This window comes from Massilia sp. 01N417 (genome assembly GCF_056399645.1).
This window is the reverse complement of the sequence record NZ_JBFTRS010000002.1, coordinates 42,356-61,158: the sequence shown is the minus strand read 5'-3', so window position 1 is coordinate 61,158 and position 18,803 is coordinate 42,356. Positions and strand designations below refer to the sequence as shown.

Annotated in this window: 18 protein-coding genes; 4 read left to right on the top strand and 14 right to left on the bottom strand. The window is 66.4% G+C overall.

Annotation, left to right across the window (positions count from 1 at the left end; translation table 11 throughout):
* Nucleotides 1-4: 4 nt before the first annotated feature.
* Genes gspE through AC1DOQ_RS02370 form a run of 3 tightly spaced genes read left to right on the top strand, consistent with a single transcriptional unit; the run spans nucleotide 5 to nucleotide 3,401 of the window.
* Nucleotides 5-1,432 carry a type II secretion system ATPase GspE gene (gspE, locus tag AC1DOQ_RS02380; protein ID WP_477359920.1) on the top strand — a complete coding sequence of 476 codons (1,428 nt, stop codon included), beginning with the start codon at nucleotides 5-7 and terminating at the stop codon, nucleotides 1,430-1,432.
* The gene (gene gspF, locus AC1DOQ_RS02375; protein ID WP_477359918.1) at nucleotides 1,432-2,652 is read left to right on the top strand and encodes a type II secretion system inner membrane protein GspF; all 1,221 of its coding nucleotides are present in this window, start codon (nucleotides 1,432-1,434) and stop codon (nucleotides 2,650-2,652) included. The genes gspE and gspF overlap by 1 nt, the downstream gene beginning before the upstream one ends.
* 11 nt (nucleotides 2,653-2,663) lie before the next feature.
* The gene (locus AC1DOQ_RS02370; RefSeq protein ID WP_477359917.1) at nucleotides 2,664-3,401 is read left to right on the top strand and encodes a type II secretion system protein N; all 738 of its coding nucleotides are present in this window, start codon (nucleotides 2,664-2,666) and stop codon (nucleotides 3,399-3,401) included.
* Between the two features lie 3 nt (nucleotides 3,402-3,404).
* Here the strand turns inward: AC1DOQ_RS02370 and AC1DOQ_RS02365 are convergent, their stop codons facing one another.
* From AC1DOQ_RS02365 to AC1DOQ_RS02315, 11 genes are all read right to left on the bottom strand, one after another.
* Nucleotides 3,405-4,136, bottom strand: coding sequence for a helix-turn-helix domain-containing protein (locus AC1DOQ_RS02365; RefSeq protein WP_442122993.1), 732 nt, complete (start codon nucleotides 4,134-4,136; stop codon nucleotides 3,405-3,407).
* A gap of 18 nt (nucleotides 4,137-4,154) precedes the next feature.
* On the bottom strand, nucleotides 4,155-4,316 hold the full coding sequence (locus tag AC1DOQ_RS02360) for a hypothetical protein (protein ID WP_477359915.1): 162 nt from the start codon (nucleotides 4,314-4,316) through the stop codon (nucleotides 4,155-4,157).
* Nucleotides 4,317-4,366: 50 nt separating this feature from the next.
* The gene (gene hslU / locus AC1DOQ_RS02355) at nucleotides 4,367-5,701 is read right to left on the bottom strand and encodes an ATP-dependent protease ATPase subunit HslU (RefSeq protein WP_477359913.1); all 1,335 of its coding nucleotides are present in this window, start codon (nucleotides 5,699-5,701) and stop codon (nucleotides 4,367-4,369) included.
* A 35-nt stretch (nucleotides 5,702-5,736) separates the two neighbouring features.
* The gene (hslV, locus tag AC1DOQ_RS02350) at nucleotides 5,737-6,273 is read right to left on the bottom strand and encodes an ATP-dependent protease subunit HslV (RefSeq protein WP_442122996.1); all 537 of its coding nucleotides are present in this window, start codon (nucleotides 6,271-6,273) and stop codon (nucleotides 5,737-5,739) included.
* Nucleotides 6,274-6,373: 100 nt separating this feature from the next.
* Nucleotides 6,374-7,747 (bottom strand): STAS domain-containing protein, encoded by a 1,374-nt coding sequence (locus tag AC1DOQ_RS02345; protein ID WP_477359911.1) that lies wholly within the window; start codon nucleotides 7,745-7,747, stop codon nucleotides 6,374-6,376.
* A gap of 193 nt (nucleotides 7,748-7,940) precedes the next feature.
* Entirely contained in the window at nucleotides 7,941-8,393 is a 453-nt protein-coding gene (gene dksA / locus AC1DOQ_RS02340) for an RNA polymerase-binding protein DksA (protein WP_442122998.1), read from the bottom strand.
* A 203-nt stretch (nucleotides 8,394-8,596) separates the two neighbouring features.
* Nucleotides 8,597-9,652, bottom strand: a complete 1,056-nt coding sequence (locus AC1DOQ_RS02335; RefSeq protein ID WP_477359909.1) for a CobW family GTP-binding protein — start codon at nucleotides 9,650-9,652, stop codon at nucleotides 8,597-8,599.
* Between the two features lie 113 nt (nucleotides 9,653-9,765).
* Nucleotides 9,766-10,704 carry a tyrosine recombinase XerC gene (xerC, locus tag AC1DOQ_RS02330; RefSeq protein WP_477359907.1) on the bottom strand — a complete coding sequence of 313 codons (939 nt, stop codon included), beginning with the start codon at nucleotides 10,702-10,704 and terminating at the stop codon, nucleotides 9,766-9,768.
* Nucleotide 10,705: 1 nt separating this feature from the next.
* Nucleotides 10,706-11,383, bottom strand: coding sequence for a DUF484 family protein (locus AC1DOQ_RS02325; RefSeq protein WP_477359905.1), 678 nt, complete (start codon nucleotides 11,381-11,383; stop codon nucleotides 10,706-10,708).
* A gap of 100 nt (nucleotides 11,384-11,483) precedes the next feature.
* On the bottom strand, nucleotides 11,484-12,752 hold the full coding sequence (locus tag AC1DOQ_RS02320; protein WP_477359903.1) for a porin: 1,269 nt from the start codon (nucleotides 12,750-12,752) through the stop codon (nucleotides 11,484-11,486).
* Nucleotides 12,753-12,941: 189 nt separating this feature from the next.
* Nucleotides 12,942-14,006, bottom strand: a complete 1,065-nt coding sequence (locus AC1DOQ_RS02315; protein ID WP_477359902.1) for a porin — start codon at nucleotides 14,004-14,006, stop codon at nucleotides 12,942-12,944.
* 464 nt (nucleotides 14,007-14,470) lie between these two features.
* Between AC1DOQ_RS02315 and AC1DOQ_RS02310 the strand changes: the two genes are divergently transcribed.
* Entirely contained in the window at nucleotides 14,471-16,090 is a 1,620-nt protein-coding gene (locus AC1DOQ_RS02310; protein ID WP_477359900.1) for a tetratricopeptide repeat protein, read from the top strand.
* Between the two features lie 21 nt (nucleotides 16,091-16,111).
* Here AC1DOQ_RS02310 and dapF read toward each other — a convergent pair whose 3' ends face one another.
* From dapF to AC1DOQ_RS02295, 3 genes are read right to left on the bottom strand one after another with little or no spacing between them, the layout of a single operon-like run.
* The gene (gene dapF, locus AC1DOQ_RS02305) at nucleotides 16,112-16,975 is read right to left on the bottom strand and encodes a diaminopimelate epimerase (protein WP_477359898.1); all 864 of its coding nucleotides are present in this window, start codon (nucleotides 16,973-16,975) and stop codon (nucleotides 16,112-16,114) included.
* Nucleotides 16,976-16,987: 12 nt separating this feature from the next.
* Nucleotides 16,988-17,851, bottom strand: coding sequence for an LpxL/LpxP family acyltransferase (locus AC1DOQ_RS02300; protein ID WP_477359896.1), 864 nt, complete (start codon nucleotides 17,849-17,851; stop codon nucleotides 16,988-16,990).
* The gene (locus AC1DOQ_RS02295; RefSeq protein ID WP_477359894.1) at nucleotides 17,848-18,699 is read right to left on the bottom strand and encodes a lysophospholipid acyltransferase family protein; all 852 of its coding nucleotides are present in this window, start codon (nucleotides 18,697-18,699) and stop codon (nucleotides 17,848-17,850) included. Before AC1DOQ_RS02295 ends, AC1DOQ_RS02300 begins: the two co-directional genes overlap by 4 nt.
* Between the last annotated feature and the right edge of the window lie 104 nt (nucleotides 18,700-18,803).

Genomic DNA, 18,803 nt, shown 5'->3' with positions numbered 1-18,803 from the left:
AACCATGACTAACCTGTTGCCCTACGCATTCGCACGTGACTACGGCGTGCTGGCGCGTTCCAACGGCGACCCTTCGCAGGCCGTCGAAGTGCTGGTCTCGAACGCGACCAAGCCGGCCGCGATCGCGGAAGTTTCGCGCCGTTTCGGCCGCATCGCCCTGCACCGCATGGACCGCGCCGAACTGGAAGCGGCAATCGCCGCCGCCTATGCCAATGCCGGCGGCGACGCGTCCCAGGTGGCCGACGAATTCGATGCCGACCTCGACCTGACCAAGCTGCTGCAGGACGTGCCGGCCATCGAAGACCTGCTGGAATCGTCCGACGACGCCCCGGTGATCCGCATGATCAATGCGCTGCTGACCCAGTCGCTGCGCGAAGGCGCCTCCGATATCCATATCGAGCCTTTCGAACAGACCTCCGTGGTGCGCTTCCGCATCGACGGCGCGCTGCGCGACATCGTGCGGCCGCGCAAGGCGATCCACGCCTCGCTCATTTCGCGTATCAAGATCATGAGCCAGCTGGACATCGCCGAGAAACGCCTGCCGCAGGACGGCCGCATCACCCTGCGGGTGGGCGGCAAGCCGGTCGACGTGCGCGTCTCGACCCTGCCGACCGGCCACGGCGAACGCGCCGTGCTGCGTCTGCTCGACAAGGAAGCGGGCCGCCTCGACCTCGGCCACCTCGGCATGAGCGAGAGCCTGCTGCCGCAGTTCGACAGGATGATCAACCAGCCACACGGCATCGTGCTGGTGACGGGCCCGACCGGTTCCGGTAAAACCACCACGCTGTACGCCTCGCTGTCACGCCTGAACGCGACCACCACCAACATCATGACGGTGGAGGATCCGATCGAATACGACCTGCCGGGCATCGGCCAGACCCAGGTCAACGCCCGCATCGACATGACTTTCGGCAAAGCCCTGCGCGCCATCCTGCGCCAGGACCCGGACGTGATCATGATCGGTGAAATCCGCGACCTCGAAACGGCGCAGATCGCGGTGCAGGCTTCGCTCACCGGCCACCTGGTGCTGGCGACCCTGCACACCAACGATGCCGCCTCGGCCGTTACCCGCCTGCTGGACATGGGCATCGAGCCCTTCCTGCTGTCGTCGTCCTTGCTGGGCGTGATGGCGCAGCGTCTGGTGCGCAAGCTCTGTCCTTACTGCAAAAAGCAGGACGGCAACGGCCAGTGGCAGGCGGTCGGCTGCGAACGCTGCGGCCACACCGGCTACCACGGCCGGGTCGGCGTCTACGAGCTGCTGGAAACGAACGAGCAGATCCGCGCGCAGATCCACAACCAGGTGTCGGAAGCCGAGATCCGCGACACCGCGCTGAAGTCCGGCATGAAGACCATGCGCGAGGACGGCGAACGCTGGGTCCGCGAAGGCGTGACCACGGAAGCCGAGCTGGTCCGCGTGACGAAGGCTGACTGATGCCGGCATTCCGCTACGAAGCCGTCGATACCGGTGGCATCACCCGCAAGGGCGTACTGAACGCCGACAGCCCGCGCGCCGCGCGCGCCGACCTGCGCCTGCAGGGCCTGACGCCGCTGAGCGTCGAGGCCATCGCGGCCCAGGTCGACGAGAGCGGAGCGACGCGTTCGCGCGGCTTCGGCGAACGCCTGTCCCAGGTCGAGCTGGCCCTGTTTACGCGCCAGCTGGCCAGTTTGCTGGAAGCGGGCCTGCCGCTCGAGCAGGCGTTTACGGCCCTGCTGGAACAGGCCGAGCGTCCCTACATGCGCGACCTGATCGCCTCGATCCGTTCCGAGGTGATGGGCGGCGCCTCCTTCTCCAGCGCGCTGGCGCGCCACCCGCGCGACTTCGCCGAGATCTACCGCGCGCTGGTCTCGTCCGGCGAGCAGATCGGCCAGCTGGCGCGCGTGCTGGCCCGCCTTGCCGACTATATCGAGCGCCGCAACGCGCTGGTGCAGCGGGTCCGGCTGGCGTTTACCTATCCGGCGATCGTCACCGTGGTCGCGTTTGCGATCGTGATCTTCCTGCTCACCTACGTGGTGCCGCAGATCGTCTCGGTGTTCGCCAACACCAAGCAGAAGCTGCCGGTGCTTACCGTGATCATGCTCGGCGTGTCGAACTTTACGCGGGCTTACGGGATCTATGTCGGATTGGCCATCGTCGCCGCCTGGTTCATGTGGCGCCGGGCGCTGCAGAATCCCGCACTGAAACTGCGCTGGCATGCCTGGCTGCTCGACGCTCCGGTCTACGGCCGCTTCGAGCGCAGCCTGAACACGGCGCGCTTCGCCAGTACCCTGGCGATCACCACCGGTTCCGGGGTGCCGATCCTGCGCGCGCTGGAAACCAGCCGCGACACGCTGTCGAACGTGGCCATGAAAGGACTGGTCGAGGACGCGACCGCCAGCGTGCGCGAGGGCGCGAGCCTGGCGCGGGCCCTGTCGGTGCAGAAGTATTTCCCGCCGATGCTGGTGCACATGATCCGCGCCGGCGAGATCACCGGCGAATTGCCGGCCATGCTGGAGCGCGCCGCCGATTCCCAGCAGGCCGACCTGGAGCGCCGTGCACTGACGATCGCCGGCCTGCTCGAGCCGGTGCTGATTCTGGCCATGGGCCTGGTCGTGCTGCTGATCGTGCTGGCGGTGCTGATGCCGATCATTGAAATCAACCAGTTGGTGCGTTGATAAGGAAATTGATGAACAAGCGTTTGCCCCTCGTTTTGAGCCTGCTCGGCGTGATCCTGCTGGCGGTCTCGCTCGCCTACTGGATCATGCAGCTGTACAAGCCGGTGCAGCGCCCGATCGCCGCGGTGCCGCGCACGAGCATGCCGGAGCCGTCGATCGATGCTGCCGCAACCTTGTTCGGCGGACAAGTCGCGACCGCCAGCGCAAGCAATTACCAGCTGACCGGCATCGTTGCCGCCGGGCGCGACAGCGTGGCCATCATCGTGGCCGAGGGCTCGCCGCCGAAGGCGCTGAAGGTGGGCAAGGAAGTGGCGCCGGGCATTACCTTGGCCGAGGTGCATCCGCGCTATGTGATGCTGTCCGATGGCGGCGTCATGAAGCGGCTCGACCTGGCGGCCGACACCAAGGCTGCGGCGCCGATGGGTGGCGCCGCCGTTCCTCCGGGAGCGCCGGCGGCAGCGCTCACCGCCGCACCGTCATCGGCCGGCGCCGTGCAGGAACCGCCGATGGCGCCGGGTGCGATCCAGCAGCCGACCCAGAGCCAGGAGTTCGGCAACCCGGCCGATGCCACCCAGCAGCATGAGGCACCGCCGCCGGCCAATCCGAACGCCGCGCCCGCCAATCAGAATAATCCGAACAATCAGAACAATCCGAACGCGAACAACCCGGCGCCGGCGCCGGTGCAGATGCCGCCGCCGACCCGCTCGACCGGCAGCCCGGTTGGTGGCGCGGTGCCGACCACGCAATAAAATTTAACGTCGGAGTGCCGTAAAGGCGGAAAATTCCCACGACCGGAACCCCACCAGCAAGGTAAAACCGTCGCGTTCGCGCGGCGGCAGGCGGCGGTCGTTGCGGTGCAGGCGCGCCAGTTCGCCGGCCAGTTGGTGGATTTTTTCCACCAGTTCGCCGGCGCTGGCCAGCGACAGCCGTGCCGGCAGGCACATCAGCGCTTCTCCCGGGCCGTCGAAGCGGCCGTCGAAATAATCCCCCACCACGTGCTCGCGGAAATAGCGCTGCACCGGGCCGTCCGGCAGCCAGCGGAAGGCGTTCGAGACGCGCAGGCTGTAGCGGTTCAGGGGTTTCAGTTCGATCAGTCCCAGCCGGTCCAGCTCGGCCAGCAGGCCGATGCATTCGGGTTCGGTCAGGCGGTAGGTCTCGACGATCTGCTCCAGGCTCCAGTGCCCGAGACAGCAGATCGCCATCAAGAGCAGGCGCGGATTGGCGACCAGCGAGGTTTCCTGGTTGAGGGTGAGGGTGTCGGCCTGGGGCCGGGCGTCGGCCGCGCGGCGCAGCACGTCCTCGAGGGCGATGCCGGCAGCCTGGCAGATCTGGGCCAGGCGGGACAGGGTCATGTCCTTCTGGCCGAACATGCGCTTGATGCTCGATTCGCTCATCGCGATGCGGTCGGCCAGCATTTTGTAGGTGATGCCCGCGGCGCGCAGCTCGGCGCGCAGGACGTCCAGCAGCATGTCGGGTGAGCTCATGGGCGTGATGTGGTGTGCTTACTCGTCGTCGGCTTCCAGCTTGACCTTCTTCAGCGCACGCTTGGCGGCCAGCCTTTCGCTGGCGACCGGCTTCGCGTGGGAGCCGGCCGAGCGCTGCTTGGCGAAGCCGGCGAAGGGGTTGCGCGGCTTGAGCGGCGGTGCCGGTTGGACACGCAGCATCATTTTCTGCCGGGTTGCAAGCGCCTTGTTCGCCATCTTCGCTCCTTTGATTACAACACGTAACGCGACAGGTCTTCGTTGACCGCCAGCTTGTCGAGCCGCTCGTTCACGTAGGCGGCGTCGATGACCAGGGTCTGGCCCGACCTGTCGCTGGCCGAGTACGAGATCTCCTCGAGCAGCTTTTCCATCACCGTGTACAGGCGGCGCGCGCCGATGTTCTCGGTGCGCTCGTTGACAGAATACGCGATCTCGGCCAGGCGGTGGATGCCTTCCGCTGCGAATTCCAGGCTCACGCCCTCGGTCGCCAGCAGGGCCTCGTACTGCTTGGTCAGGCTGGCGTCGGTGGAGGTCAGGATGCTCTTGAAGTCTTCGACCGACAGCGCTTCCAGTTCGACGCGGATCGGGAAGCGGCCCTGCAGCTCCGGGATCAGGTCGGAAGGCTTGGACAGGTGGAAGGCGCCCGAGGCGATGAACAGGATGTGGTCGGTCTTGATCATGCCATATTTCGTGTTCACCGTCGTGCCCTCGACCAGCGGCAGCAGGTCGCGCTGCACGCCGGCGCGCGAGACGTCGGCCCCGCCCTGCTCGGAGCGCGAGGCGATCTTGTCGACCTCGTCCAGGAATACGATGCCGTTCTGCTCGACGTTCTGGATTGCCTTCTGCTTCATCTCGTCTTCGTTGACGAGCTTGGCGGCTTCCTCGTCGATCAGGATCTTCATCGCGTCCTTGACCTTCATCTTGCGCGCCTTTTTGCGGGCTGCGCCGACGCCGGCGAACATCGACTTGATCTGTTCGGTCATTTCTTCCATGCCCGGCGGCGCCATGATGTCGACCTGGGGCGCGGCGTCGGCCACTTCGATCTCGACTTCCTTGTCGTCGAGGGCGCCTTCGCGCAGGCGCTTGCGGAAGGTCTGGCGGGTGGTGTCGCCGTCCTTCGATTCGGTGCTGGCGACGTTGAAGCCGAAGTCGCGCGCCGGCGGCACCAGGATGTCGATCACGCGGTCCTCGGCGGCGTCTTCGGCGCGCTGGCGGTTCTTCTTCATCTCGCTGGCGCGGGTCTGCTTGACGCCGATGTCGATCAGGTCGCGGATGATGGTGTCGACGTCGCGGCCGACATAGCCGACCTCGGTGAACTTGGTCGCCTCGACCTTGATGAAGGGCGCATCGGCCAGCTTGGCCAGGCGGCGCGCGATCTCGGTCTTGCCGACGCCGGTCGGGCCGATCATGAGGATGTTCTTCGGGGTGATCTCGTGGCGCAGGGGCTCGTCCACCTGCTGGCGGCGCCAGCGGTTACGCAGGGCGATCGCCACCGCGCGCTTGGCCTTGCCCTGGCCGACCACGTGCTTGTCGAGTTCCGAAACGATTTCGGCGGGGGTCATGCTCATGTTCGTATTAATGTGATGGTTGTTCATTGCAGGGCTCAGTCCAGCGTCTCGACGATGTGGGACAGGTTCGTATAAATGCACAGCTCGCCGGCGATGGTGAGCGCCTTCTTGACGACGTCCGCCGGGGACAGGTCCGTGTTTTCCTGCAGGGCCTTGGCGGCCGACTGCGCGTACACGCCGCCCGAGCCGATCGCGCCGATGCCGTCCTCGGGCTCGAGCACGTCGCCGTTGCCGGTGATGATCAGGGTCTTCTCGCGGTCGGCGACCAGCAGCATCGCCTCCAGGCGGCGCAGGATGCGGTCGGTGCGCCAATCCTTGGCCAGTTCAACCGAGGCGCGCAGCAGGTTGCCCTGGTGTTTTTCCAGTTTGGCCTCGAAGCGGTCGAGCAGGGTGAAAGCGTCCGCGGTACCGCCCGCGAAGCCGCACAATACCTTGCCCTGGTACAGCTTGCGCACCTTGCGCGCAGAGCCCTTCATGACGACATTGCCCAGGGTGACCTGGCCGTCGCCGCCGAGCGCGACTTGTTCGCCGCGCCGCACGCTCAGAATGGTCGTGCCGTGAAATTGTTCCATAGTTGCCTCGTGGTTGATTGCCAACCGCAAGTGGGGTTACTTCATACAATTACAAGGTGAAACTGCCGGGTCCGGCGGCCGATTTACCGTTCGATATTGTTCAGTATTTGTGTGCGTACAGGCGCGCGACTTCACCCACGCCGAGCAGGCGCAGCAGGGCGGCCACGAGGTGGTTCAGGTCGCGCAGCTCGATGCTGCGCGTTGCATCGGCGTTGCCGCTGCCCTTGTCATGCGCGGCCAGCCGGCGCAGGCGGGCGCCGAACACGGTGGCCGCCACGTAGTCCATGCGCGCCAGGCGCGAGCAGTCCAGCACCAGGGAGGCATGCTGGGCGGCATAGGCATCGATCGCCGCCAGCAGCGCCGCGCTGTCGCCCTCGATCAGGCCCGGCAGCAGGAAACGGTCGCCGGCGGCCGTGCTGCCGTCCGTGGTGGCGCCGACGCTGACGGCGGCCCGCGCCGGCGCCTCGAAGGAGGGCGGCGACACCTCGAAGGTGACGCAATAATCCATGGCCGTTTCTTCGAAATCCTTTTCGCGGTTCAGCAGCAGCAGCAGTTCGAGCAGCAGCAGCCAGGGCGCTTCGCCGGCGCCGCGTTCGCCGATCGCCAGCATCGGGCGCAGCACGGCGATCAGGTGGTCGGCGCCGGCCACGGCCAGTTCGCGGCCGCTGCGGCGCAGGGTCTGCAGGGCATCGAGCAGGACCGCGCAGCCTTCCGCGGTCGCGCTGGCGACGGCGCTGAATTCGAGGCGCACCAGCGGGCCGGCGGCGGGCGCCAGCACCCGCGCCAGCTGGACGCCGGCAGTGGCGTCGAGCCGGCCGGGCAGAGTGGCGGTCGGGGTCACGCCGGCGAAGGGCTGGCCGGCCGCCTGCGCCGCCGGCGGTGCGTTCGGCGGCAGCCAGGCCGGCGGCGAGGTCTCGAAATGGCTGGCGTAATCGATCGCGATGCTCTCGAACTCGGCCTCGCGGCCGGTGGCCTGGTAGAGGTCGAACAGCATCCACCAGGGCTGGCGCTCATTGCGGCAGGGGCTGTCGAGGCAGGCGCGCAGGGCCACTTCGGCAGCATCGCCCTGGCCGTTGGCATACAGGATGGCCGCTTCCTCGACCGCCGGCGCGCTGGAGGGCGCCACGGCGGGGTCCGGCGTGCCTTCCTCGGCCAGCAGGCCTTCCGTGTTCAGTTCGAGCAGGGCGGCGCCCGGCACGCCCGCGGCAACCGCCGGCGTGCGGCGGTTGCCGGCCCAGGCCTGGTCGTCGAAGATGTCGGAAGCCATCTCGAGTTCGATCTCGTCGATCTTGGCGGCGGTGGCGCGCGCGATCTCGCGCTGGCGTTCGCGCTCGGCTTCGGTGTCGAGCCGCATGCGGGTGGTCGGCGCGCAGGCGCTGGCGGGACCGGCGCCGTCGACGGCGGCGCGCGGGTGTGCGCCCGCCTGCGCCTCGGGCACATCGTCCTTTTTCTTCAGGAAGGAAAAGAATCCCACGTCGGTCCTCGTCTACCGTTTTTCACCGGTCGAGACAGTAGCATGAGGGCCTGCGGCACGTGGCGCGCACGCCTGAGCTGCGTCAATCGACAGGCTAGCCGACGCTAGTGTATCCCATGGGAAATTTATCTGGCGTCCAAATAAAAAAAGCATGCGATGGGCGCATGCTTTTTTCAGGGCAAACCGTCACGGTTCAATCACCGTACAGTTTCTGCTTCAGTTCGCGGCGCTGCTGGGCTTCCAGCGACAGCGTGGCGGTCGGGCGGGCGATCAGGCGCGGAATGCCGATCGGCTCGCCGGTTTCCTCGCACCAGCCGTATTCGCCTGCTTCGATGGAAGCCAGCGACTGCTGCACTTTCTTGAGCAGCTTGCGTTCGCGGTCGCGGGTGCGCAGTTCGAGCGCGTGTTCCTCCTCGATCGTGGCGCGGTCGGCCGGATCCGGCACCAGGACCGTTTCACGCAGGTGCTCAGTCGTCTCGCCGGCGTTCTTCAGCAGTTCCTTCTCGAGTTCCTGCAGGCGGTTCTTGAAGAACGCCAGCTGGGCCGGGTTCATGTAGTCGTCGTCGCTCATGGCCCGAATTTCCTCTTCCGTCAGGAGGCGGTCTTCGGGCTGCGCCACGGTATTCGGTTTGGTTGTTTTAGTCATGACTTCACTTACCTTCGATACGACAGAGTTTCCATTTTATCAGCTTACTCAGCGGTACTTATTACAGTGTGCGCGCTGTTTCGCTGCCGTGACGGCAGGGCCTGCTGCCCCGCCTGTCCCGCTGCCTGACGGGACTGTTCAGTCGTTCAACTACCGGCTTGCACAGTCAGCCTGGCTGACCCGCAATACAGAACCGGAGTAGTTTATACCAAACATTGTTCTAATCCGCGGATAAAGACGTCTTTTGGTAAATTTTTACCAATAAAGACCATTTTGCTCCCGCGCGGCTCGTGATCGCCCCACTTTGCACCCAGGTCGCTGCCCATGATTTGATGCACGCCTTGGAATACGACCTTGCGATCCGCGCCGGCCATCGACAGCACGCCTTTATAGCGCAGCATATTCGGGCCGAACACCTGCACCATGCTGCCGAGGAACTGGTCGAGGCGTTCCGGATCGAAGGCGCGCTCGCTCTTGAACACGAAGGCGGCGATGTCGTCGCTGTGGTGGCTGTGGTGATGGTCGTGGCTGTGGTCGCAGGCTTCGGTGTGGACGTACTCGTGATCGTGGTCGTGCTCATGTGCATGCTCATGGGCTTCGTCGGCGGTCAGGAAGGCCGGGTCGAGTTCCAGCTTGTCGTTCAGGTTGAAGCCGCGCAGGTCGAGCACTTCCTGGATCGGCGCCCGGCCGAAGTCGGAGGTGGAGATCGGCGCACGCGGATTGATGCGGCGGATGCGCGCCTTGAGTTCCTCGACGGCGGCGGCGTCGACCAGGTCGGTTTTCGACAGCAGGATCTTGTCCGCGAAGCCGACCTGGCGCTGGGCCTCCTCGTGGCGGTCCAGCTGGTCCATGCCGTGGCGGGCGTCGACCACGGTCACCACGGCGTCGAGCAGATAGTGAGCGCCGACTTCCTCGTCGACGAAGAAGGTCTGGGCCACCGGACCGGGATTTGCCAGGCCGGTGGTCTCGATCACCACGCGGTCGAACTGCAGTTCGCCGGCGTCGCGCTTGCGCGCCAGGTTGCCGAGGGCGACGATCAGGTCCCCGCGCACCGTGCAGCAGATGCAGCCGTTGTTCATCTCGACGATCTGCTCGCCCGAATCCTGCACCAGGATTTCGTTGTCGATGTTTTCCTGGCCGAATTCGTTTTCGATCACGGCGATCCGCAGGCCATGGTTTTCCTGCAGGATGCGGTTGAGCAGCGTGGTTTTGCCGGCGCCGAGGAAGCCGGTCAGGATGGTGCTGGGGATCAATTCCATATTTCGCTATCCGATCAAAGTGGGGCCGGACGGCCGCCGAGAATCGGGGGATTATGCCGGAATTTATCGAATGTCACCACCGAGCACGGCCTTGCGTGCGCCCGCTTGGTACTTTACTTGGCTTTGGCGCGCGGATGCGCCTTGTCGTAGACCGCCGCCAGGTGCTGGAAATCGAGCGAGGTATAGATCTGGGTCGAGGTGATGCTGGCGTGGCCCAGCAGCTCCTGGACCGCGCGCAGGTCGCCCGAGGATTGCAGCAGGTGCGAGGCGAAGGAGTGGCGCAGCACGTGGGGATGCACGTGGACCGGCAGGCCGGCCTTCAGCGCATGGGCTTTCAGGCGGTGCTGGACCACGCGCGGCGTGACGCGTGCGCCGCGCGCCGACAGGAACAGGGCCTGGCTGCCGTCGCTGCTGGGCGGGCGCACCGCCAGCCAGGCCGCGATCGCGTCCAGCGCCGGGCCGCCGACCGGCACCCGCCGCATCTTGTTGCCCTTGCCGGTGACCACGACTTCGCGCGCCTCCGGCTCCAGCCAGCCGAGCGAGGCCGGCGTGCCATCCCTGGCGGCGACGAAGCCGAGATCCAGTCCCGCCAGTTCCGAGACCCGCAGGCCGCTCGAATACAGCAGCTCGAACATCGCGCGATCGCACAGTTCGGCCGGTTCGGGGTGGCCGCGGCGGTTCGCTTCCATCAGGCGCACGGCATCGTCGACCGGCAGGGCTTTCGGCAAGCGCCTGGCGCGGCGCGGCGCGCGCACGCCCTCGACGGGGTTGGCGGGCAAGGCCGTGTGGCGGGCCAGCCAGTTGAAGAAGCCGCGCCAGCCGGACAGCTTGCGCGCGATCGAGGTCGGACTCTGGCCCTCGGCGTGCAGTTTGGCGGCGAAGCGGCGGATCTCGAAATGGCTCAGCCTGGTCCAGTCGCTGTGGCCGGCCAATGCGGACAGCTCGGCCAGGTCGCGCCCATAGGCGGCGATGGTATGGCTGGAGAGCTTGCGCTGGGTGCGCAGCTCGTCCAGGTAGCGGCCGGTCCAGTCGTCGGCGGCCGGGCTGTCCATCTCAGGCAGCGCGCAGCGGGCTGAGGGCGGCGCTGGCCGTCTCGCCGATGTGGACCAGGAAATCGGTCGCCATGCTGGCGCTGAAGCGTTCGGCATCCGGCGAACCGAGCACCAGCAGGCCGAAGGCCGAGCCGCCGGCGCGCAGCGGCACCAGCACGGTCGAGCGTACCGAGCTGCTGTCCTCGAGCCAGCGCACGGCGTCGAAATCGCGGTTCGGGCCGCAATACGGCGCGCGCAGGCCGTTGGCGAACAGGCGGACGTCGTCGGACACGTCGCTCGCATACCACTCGTCGGCATGGCCCGCACCCAAGCCCCACAGGCGCAGGGTCGCCTGCGGCACCACGAAATGCTTGATCAGGCCGTCGACCACGGCGCGCGGCATGGCGGCCGGCGCTTCGTCGGGGGCGCCGGCTTCCAGCAGCTGGCGGGTCCAGCCGTGGAAACGGTTGGCGATCGCCGCGTTTTCCTCGGCATGGCGCACCAGTTGCGACATGCGCAGCTCGAGCGCCTTGTACTTGTCGCGCATCACTTCCATCTGGCGTTCCTGCAGCGAGACGGCACGGCCGGTCAGCGGGCTCGACAGTTTTACCTCGCCCAGCAGGCCGGCGTATTCTTCAAAAAACTGCGGATGGTCGACCAGGTATTGGGCGATGGCAGCGGGATCCAGCGTTACGGTCATTGCACGGTCTTGCGAAAAAGGTGGACCGCTCATTTTACCTGACTGCAAACGCCGTAAGCAGATAAACATCGCCGTTCCGCCCGCCGCCGTGGCGCCGGCGTCAGAAGCGGTAGCGCATCCCGAGCTGGAAGGCGCGTCCGTCCTCGCCCGGCTGGGGCGTGAAGCCGCCCGGCGCCCCCGCCGTGGCCGGACTGTACTGGGCCTCGTTCCGGTTGCGGATGAAGGCGGCCACCGCGTAGATGTCGGTGCGCTTCGACAGGAAGTAGTTGTAGCCGAGCGCGAACAGGGTGGCATCGCTGTCGGACACCGTGCGGTCGTTCTGGTGCGCGACCGAGGCCAGGATGCGGCCCGGTCCGATGCGGTAGTGCAGCCCGGCCTGGTAGCCCACCGCATCGATCTGGCTGTTGAAACTGATGTTGTCGATGAACACGGTGCGCAGGGCGGCGGCGGCCGGGCCGAGCGGCGCGAGCTGGGGCGCGATCTGGGCATCCCAGCCGGCGATATAGGTGGGCAGCAGGGTCGAATGACGGTTGCGCTGGTCGTGCCAGCCGGCGAAGAATTTCCAGTCGTTCCAGGCGTACGAACCGCCGATCGTCGAACTGCGCAGGCTGGGCGCGCCGTTCGGGTCGTAGCCGTGGTTGTGGCCGATGCCGACATCCCAGCCGTTCGCCTTGTAAGTGACGGCCGCGCCCCAGAACTTGTTGTACAGGCCGTAGTAGCCGGAACCCCGGCCGGCGATCATGACCGAGGCGCCGATGCCGGAGGGCAGGGCGATCCGGTATTGCAGGGAGCGCTGGGAGCGGATGTCGGCGCCCAGCGCCTGGAAGCCGGCGGTGCCGCCGGTGATGCTGCCCCAGGTGCCGCCGGTGCCGACCTCGAAGGTGTCGGCGGCGGCGAAGACTTCGTAGCCTGGCGTGTACATGCGCCCGACCAGCACCGCACCCAGCGGCGTGATCATGCCGACCATGGCGGTGCGGTCGAACAGCGCGTTTTCCGGATTGACGGCCGGGCCGCCGGGCGGCTGCAGCGCACGGCGCACGGCGGCCAGCAGGTTGGGAGGCAGGGCGCCCATGCCGCGCGTCAGGTAATAGCCCTGGTTCTCGTTGACCAGGACCGGCTGCTGCTTGCCGGTATCGAGTTCGACCCGCGCCTCCAGGTTGAACACGGCTTTCATGCCGCCGCCGAGGTCTTCGCTGCCCTTGAAGCCGAGCCGCGAGCCGTCTTCGCCGCCGCTGATGATCTTGGGGTGGGAGCCGCGCTGCCACATCAGGCCGGCATCGGCGATACCGTAGAACTGGACGCTGGTCTGGGCCAGCACGAGGGTCGGGACACAGGCGCCGGCGAGCGCCCCCAGCAGGATCTTCTTCATCGCATCTCCCATGGCAAATCGGACCGCATCGACAAACTAGGATGCCCATCAATTCGCGCCGGCCGATACTGCTCAGCCGCGTAAGCGTTGCGCGAATCGCACAAGGCCTGGATGCAACAAGGGCGGACCTGGTTGCCCAGGCCCGCCCTTGCGGAGTTCAGCTAAACGGGAGCAAGCTCCCGGTTTGGCTTAGAACGAGTGGTTCACGCCCACGTCGTAGTGGTTGACAGTCGGGGTGCCAGCCAGGTTGCCGGTGGCGGCGTTGACGATGTCTTTCTTACGCGATGCGTCCACGTACAGGTAGGTACGCTTCGACAGGTTGTATTCGTAGCCCAGCGAGTACTGCTTGGTCGAAGCAGTGTTGTCGATGTGCTTGCGGCCGTAACCAGCCAGCAGCTTGCCCGGGCCGACGGCGTAGGTTGCACCGACCAGCCATGCCTTGGTCGTCGGACGCAGGGTGTTGGTGTGTTCCTGGTCTTGATGGGTGTAGGTTGCCATCAGCTTCAGTTCCGGGGTAGCGGCGACCGAACCTGCGACCGACCACACCTTGCTTTCGACGGCGTTACGCTCGTAAGCGACCATCGCGGCTGCCGGACCGTTGTTGTAGGTCGCAGCGACCGAGAACGGGTTCACGGTGCCTTCGGCGTTCACGCCGTACGAAGCAGCGCCGGCGCCGATACCGGTCAGCGAGCCGCCGGTCGATTCCTTGGTTGCCCACGAAGCGTTCACCTGGAAGCCATTGGCGACCGGCGAGTTATAGAAGATCGCGTTCGAGATGCGGTTGTTGTTCGGCGAACCGCCGCTGGTGTTGGTGTCCAGCGGAGCCGAGTTGAAGCCGGCGACCGAGATGTCGGTGTAGAAGCCGGCCGGGGTCGGCAGGCCGTGCCACGGTTCGAACGAACCGACGACTTCCTGGAACGGGGTCAGGCCACGGCCCAGACGGACCATACCGAAGTCACCCTGCAGGCCGACGCGCGACTGGCCCTGGAACAGCGGACGGCCGTTGTTCTCGGTGGTGCCGGTGTCCGGCTCGTAACGCATTTCGATCTGGAACAGTGCCTTCAGGCCGTTGCCCAGGTCTTCGGTACCTTTGAAGCCCAGGGTGTTCGATGCACGCTTGCCGATGGCCAGGGTCTGATCGGTACGCTTGATCAGGCCAGCGTCGATGTTACCGTAGATCGTCACAGCGGTTTGAGCTTGCGCCACACCGGCGAATGCGCCCAGCAGAGCGACTGCCAAGAGTGATTTTTTCATCTATTTGTATCCTTATAAAGTGAATCGCAGGAATCCAGAGAGCATTGAGACTTATTCTTGTAGCTGAACACTCGGATGTGTGAACTGTAATTTCTCAATGCGTCAAGATTGTCGGATTGGTCAATTATGACGGCTCCACTTGGTCGAAAGCCAATAAATCCAATCGTGCTGTTGTATTTTCGAAACGTCTGGGTTCATGCAGTAGGGAAATCTTAAGCATTGTTTAAGTTTCCGGGCGTCATCATGTCAGCCGGGCACAAGTATTAACATTTGTGCAGCCTCAAATGCACATGGAATCGCAAACGAATCGCCCCTGAGCCGGCTATAGACTCTGGCCCATCCGTCAACCGCACACCGGATCGCACAGCTTGGCGAACTGATCCGTCACGTATTCACCGTGATTTGCATGCTTCTGTACGCATCTGCGGCGGCGTTTCCATTACCGATACGTAGTAAGACAAGCGATGGCAAACCGTGAAGAGCTAGCAATCATCCGTGGCGCGCGCGCCGGCCGGGCCGAGGCCCAGCTGGAGCTGGGCCGGCTCTACCTGTTCGGCAGTACCGGTCTGCCGAAGAGCCTGCCCACCGCCCTGCACTGGTTGGATCGTGCTGCAAGGCAAGGTTGTGCCGAGGCATGGCAGCTGATCGGCAACCATATTCCCCTCGACCTCGCCCGGCAGAGTACCGAATCCGTTACCGGCTGGTACGAGCGCGCCTACGACGGCGGCCTGGCGCGGGCCGGGCTCGTCTATGCACAGTTGGTGCTGGGCGGCGAACGGGCAGCACCGGGGCAGCGCGCCAAGGCCCTGCGTGCGCTCGAGGACGCCGGCCGCGGCGGCTTCCCCGAAGCGCAGTGGCTGCTGGCGCGCGAACATGGGGCCACGCCGCGCGCGGGCGGACTGGAGCGCGGCATCCCGGCCGGCGGCTTGGCGGCAGCCGTACCCGCCGCCGGCGCCATGGAGCGGAGTACCGCGGCAGTGCCACGCAGCGGCGCGCCGGACCGCAACGGGCAGCGCTGGCTGCGGCGCGCCGCCGACAATGGCGTCACCGCGGCCCAGTTCGCCTTGCTGGAACAGGAGTGGGAGGCCGGCAGGCACCAGGCCTATCTCGCGCGTGCGCTGCCGCTGGCGCGGTCCCTGGCCCATTCCGAGGTGGCGCAGGACCGGGCCTGCGCGCGCCTGGCCCCGGACGAGGTCACGCTGCTGTCGCGCTGCGCCCGCCTGGTCGACGAGGGCGCCGTCGCCCACGACGTCGAGCCCGACGAATTGCACGCGTTCTGGGAACTGGCCGCCGCCGAGCAGGACCGCCACGCCCAGTTCGCGCTGGGCCTGTGGTCCGCGCGCATGCGCATCGACGGCCGCCGCGTTGCGGCGAGCGGCGCGGGCAGCAGCGGCGCGGCCAACTTCAAGAAGGCGGTGCGCTGGCTGCTGCAGGCCGGCGAGCAGGGCCTGGCCGAAGCCTGGTATGCGCTGTCGCGCATCTATGTGAAGCCGGAGTTTTCCCAGCGGAATGTGGTCGAGGCCCAGAAATACCTCGAGCGGGCCGCCGGGATGGGCTACCGCGACGCCCAGCTGGAATGCGGCAACGCCGCCTGGCGCGCACGCCGCGAGAACGAGGGTAACGATGTGCGCGCCGTGTTCTGGCTGCAGAAGGCGGCCGTGCAGGGCTGCGCCAGGGCGGCCGCCATGCTGCACAAGATCGCGCCGCGCAGCCCGGGCGCCTGGCAGGACCTCGATGCGATGCTGGCGGGACGCGACCTGTCGGACTTTCCGCTGCTGGCGGCGCGCCTCGAGCTGGCGCTGGCCTTCGGCCTGAGCCGCGCGGAGGCGCTGTTGCTCGACGTCCGGCATGCGGACCGCGGCCATTGCCTGGTGATCGACATCCGCGCCAGCTACGGCCGCAGCCGGCGCCGCCTGGTGACGGTGGAAAGCGCCCAGGAGCGCCAGTTGCTCGACCGCATCGGCCGCCTGTTCGAGAACGTCGACTGCGGCCCGGGCGGGCCGGAAGGGAACTATCGCCAGCGCCTTTATCGTCTGCGGACCCTGCTGCCGGAGACTTCCCTCGACCTCGACCTCGCCGCCTGAAGAAGCGTCAGACGCCGGTGGTCAAAGCGTGATCTCGCCTTCGAATACGGTCTCGGCGGGGCCGCTCAGGTAGACCGGCTGGCCTTCGCCGGCCCAGGCGATGCTGAGGCGGCCGCCGCGCGCGTCGACCTGGACTGGCGAGTCCAGCAGGCCGCGCCGGATGCCGGCCACGACCGCCGCACAGGCGCCGGTGCCGCAGGCCAGGGTTTCGCCGGCGCCGCGCTCGAACACGCGCAGCTTCACGTGGCCGCGGTCCAGCACCTGCAGGTAGCCGGCGTTGACCCGTTTCGGGAAGCGCGGATGGTGCTCGATCTGCGGGCCGGTCTCCGCGACCGGCGCATTGTCGACGTCGTCGACCACCTGCACCGCGTGCGGATTGCCCATCGAGACGACCGATACCTGCACGGTCTGCTCGGCGCCGCGCGCGCGGACCGTCAGCGGCCACAGGGTGTCGCGGCCCTGGGCCACGCCGTCCAGGCCGCCGGCGTCGAAGGGAACGTTTGCCGGTTCCAGCACGGGCGCGCCCATGTCGACCGTCACGCTGCCGTCCTCTTCCAGGTGCGGCGTGATGATGCCGGCCATGGTCTGCACGCGGATGCTGCGCTTGCCGGTCAGGCCCTTGTCGCTGACGAAGCGCACGAAGGCGCGCGAGCCGTTGCCGCACTGTTCGACCTCGCCGCCATCGTTGTTGAAGATGCGGTAGCGGAAATCGCAGCCTTCCTCGGTGGGGCGTTCGACGATCAGGATCTGGTCGGCGCCGATGCCGAAGCGGCGGTCGGCCAGGCGGGCCCACTGCGCGGGGCTCAGCTCGACCTGCTGGTTGACGGCGTCGATGACGATGAAATCGTTGCCGGCGCCGTGCATCTTGGTGAATTTCAGTTTCATGATGGTTCCTGTCTACTCGTAGAACGACGGTTCGCCGTTCGGCCGGGTCTTGAAGCGTTTATGGGTCCAGAAATACTCGGCCGGGCTTTCGCGCACCCGTTCCTCGATGAATTCGTTCATGCGGCGGGTGGCGTCGATCATGTCGTCGCCCGGGTAGTTTTCCCAGGACGGATAGAAGACCACGCGGTAGCCCTTGTAGTCGGGCAGGAAGGTGGCGATCACCGGGATCACTTTCGCCCTGGTGGCCGCCGCCAGCCGCGGCAGGGCGGTGAGCGTCGCCGCCGGGATGCCGAAGAAGGGCACGAAGGCGGCATCCTTCTCGCCGAAATCCATGTCCGGCAGCATGAAATAGGGCAGGCCATCGCGCAGCGCGCGCAGGATCGGCTTGATGCCGTCTTCGCGGGTGAACAGGCGCACCGGGCCGAAGCGCTCGCGGCCGTAGCGCAGCAGGCGGTCGAAGGCCTCGTTCTTCTGCGGCGAATAAATCGTCGACACCGGGATCACGCGCGCCGCCACGCCGGCCACGTCGAGGCAGACGAAGTGCGGGCACAGCAGGATGGTCGGGCCGCTTTCCATCTCGGCCTGGGGCACCGACGGCTCGATGTGGATCAGGCGGCGCAGGCGCGGAATCGGCGCCCACCAGATCAGCGAGCGCTCCAGGATGCTGCGAGAATAACCCTGGAAGTGGCGCTTGGCGATGGCGACCCGTTCCGCTTCGCTCAGCTCGGGCATGCACAGGCGCAGATTGGTCAGGGCGATCTTGCGGCGCTTCGGGATCGCGTAGTACATCAGCCAGCCGACGGCGTTGCCGATGCGGCCCAGGATCGGCAGCGGCAGGAAATGCAGCAGCCACAGAAAAGCAATCAGGACCCTCATGCGACCGCCTCGGCTTCCGGGGCCGCCACGCCCTGGGGACGCTTGTAGCGGTTATAACTCCAGACATACTGGGACGGGCAACGCGCGATCAGCGCTTCCATCGCGCGGTTGATGCTGGCGGCCTGCTCGGTCGCGGTGCCGGACAGCTCGCCCTCGAAGGGCACGAAGCGGATCACGTAGCCGCGTCCGCCCGGCAGGCGCTCCGCATAGGTCAGCAGGATGTCGGCCTTGCCCAGCTGGGCCAGCTTGGCCGGCAAGGTCATCGTGTAGGCCGGGCGGCCGAAGAAGGGCGCCCATACGCCTTCGCCTTCCTGCGGCACCTGGTCCGGCAGCACGCCGACCGGCTGGCCGCCGCGCAGCGCCTTGACCAGCATGCGCACGCCCGACAGGTTGGCCGGGGCCAGGTGCATGTTCTGGCGGGCGCGCGCGCCTTCGACCAGGGGTTTCAGCGCGCTCTTGCGCGGCGGGCGGTACATGACCGTCAACTCCTGGCGCAGCGACACCTGCTGGGCGGTCAGCTCGAAACAGCCGAGGTGTGGCGTCAGGAACACAATCCCGCGTCCGGAATCGAGCTGGCGCTGGACCAGTTCCCAGTTTTCCATCGTGACGTGGCGGGTGACGCGCTCCTGTGGCGCGCACCATACGAACGGCAGTTCGACGATGGCTTTGCCGGACTCGGCGACGGCGCTGCGCAGATGGGCGCCGTAGCCGGCCAGCTCGAGATTGCTGCGCAAACGCCGCCGGTAAGAGGGAGAAATGAGGTAAACCAGCCAGCCGAGCGCGGCTCCCAGTGCGTGCAGCACGGGGAGGGGAAACACGGACAGGAAGCGGAACAGGAAAACGAGCATTTATTGATTCAGGGTAGAGGTGATGCGGCTTGCTTCACCAAAATTTTTTAAGGAGCGTAAAATACCACTTTGGGCAGGATCCGCGGAGTTAATGACAACTTGCG

Bases quoted from the DNA above. Each gene is read 5' to 3' on its own strand.
- gspE (WP_477359920.1), top strand. From the start codon at position 5: ATGACTAACCTGTTGCCCTACGCATTCGCACGTGACTACGGCGTGCTG.
- gspF (WP_477359918.1), top strand. From the start codon at position 1,432: ATGCCGGCATTCCGCTACGAAGCCGTCGATACCGGTGGCATCACCCGC.
- AC1DOQ_RS02370 (WP_477359917.1), top strand. From the start codon at position 2,664: ATGAACAAGCGTTTGCCCCTCGTTTTGAGCCTGCTCGGCGTGATCCTG.
- AC1DOQ_RS02365 (WP_442122993.1), bottom strand. From the start codon at position 4,136: ATGAGCTCACCCGACATGCTGCTGGACGTCCTGCGCGCCGAGCTGCGC.
- AC1DOQ_RS02360 (WP_477359915.1), bottom strand. From the start codon at position 4,316: ATGCTGCGTGTCCAACCGGCACCGCCGCTCAAGCCGCGCAACCCCTTC.
- hslU (WP_477359913.1), bottom strand. From the start codon at position 5,701: ATGAGCATGACCCCCGCCGAAATCGTTTCGGAACTCGACAAGCACGTG.
- hslV (WP_442122996.1), bottom strand. From the start codon at position 6,273: ATGGAACAATTTCACGGCACGACCATTCTGAGCGTGCGGCGCGGCGAA.
- dksA (WP_442122998.1), bottom strand. From the start codon at position 8,393: ATGACTAAAACAACCAAACCGAATACCGTGGCGCAGCCCGAAGACCGC.
- AC1DOQ_RS02335 (WP_477359909.1), bottom strand. From the start codon at position 9,652: ATGGAATTGATCCCCAGCACCATCCTGACCGGCTTCCTCGGCGCCGGC.
- xerC (WP_477359907.1), bottom strand. From the start codon at position 10,704: ATGGACAGCCCGGCCGCCGACGACTGGACCGGCCGCTACCTGGACGAG.
- AC1DOQ_RS02325 (WP_477359905.1), bottom strand. From the start codon at position 11,383: ATGACCGTAACGCTGGATCCCGCTGCCATCGCCCAATACCTGGTCGAC.
- AC1DOQ_RS02320 (WP_477359903.1), bottom strand. From the start codon at position 12,752: ATGAAGAAGATCCTGCTGGGGGCGCTCGCCGGCGCCTGTGTCCCGACC.
- AC1DOQ_RS02315 (WP_477359902.1), bottom strand. From the start codon at position 14,006: ATGAAAAAATCACTCTTGGCAGTCGCTCTGCTGGGCGCATTCGCCGGT.
- AC1DOQ_RS02310 (WP_477359900.1), top strand. From the start codon at position 14,471: ATGGCAAACCGTGAAGAGCTAGCAATCATCCGTGGCGCGCGCGCCGGC.
- dapF (WP_477359898.1), bottom strand. From the start codon at position 16,975: ATGAAACTGAAATTCACCAAGATGCACGGCGCCGGCAACGATTTCATC.
- AC1DOQ_RS02300 (WP_477359896.1), bottom strand. From the start codon at position 17,851: ATGAGGGTCCTGATTGCTTTTCTGTGGCTGCTGCATTTCCTGCCGCTG.
- AC1DOQ_RS02295 (WP_477359894.1), bottom strand. From the start codon at position 18,699: ATGCTCGTTTTCCTGTTCCGCTTCCTGTCCGTGTTTCCCCTCCCCGTG.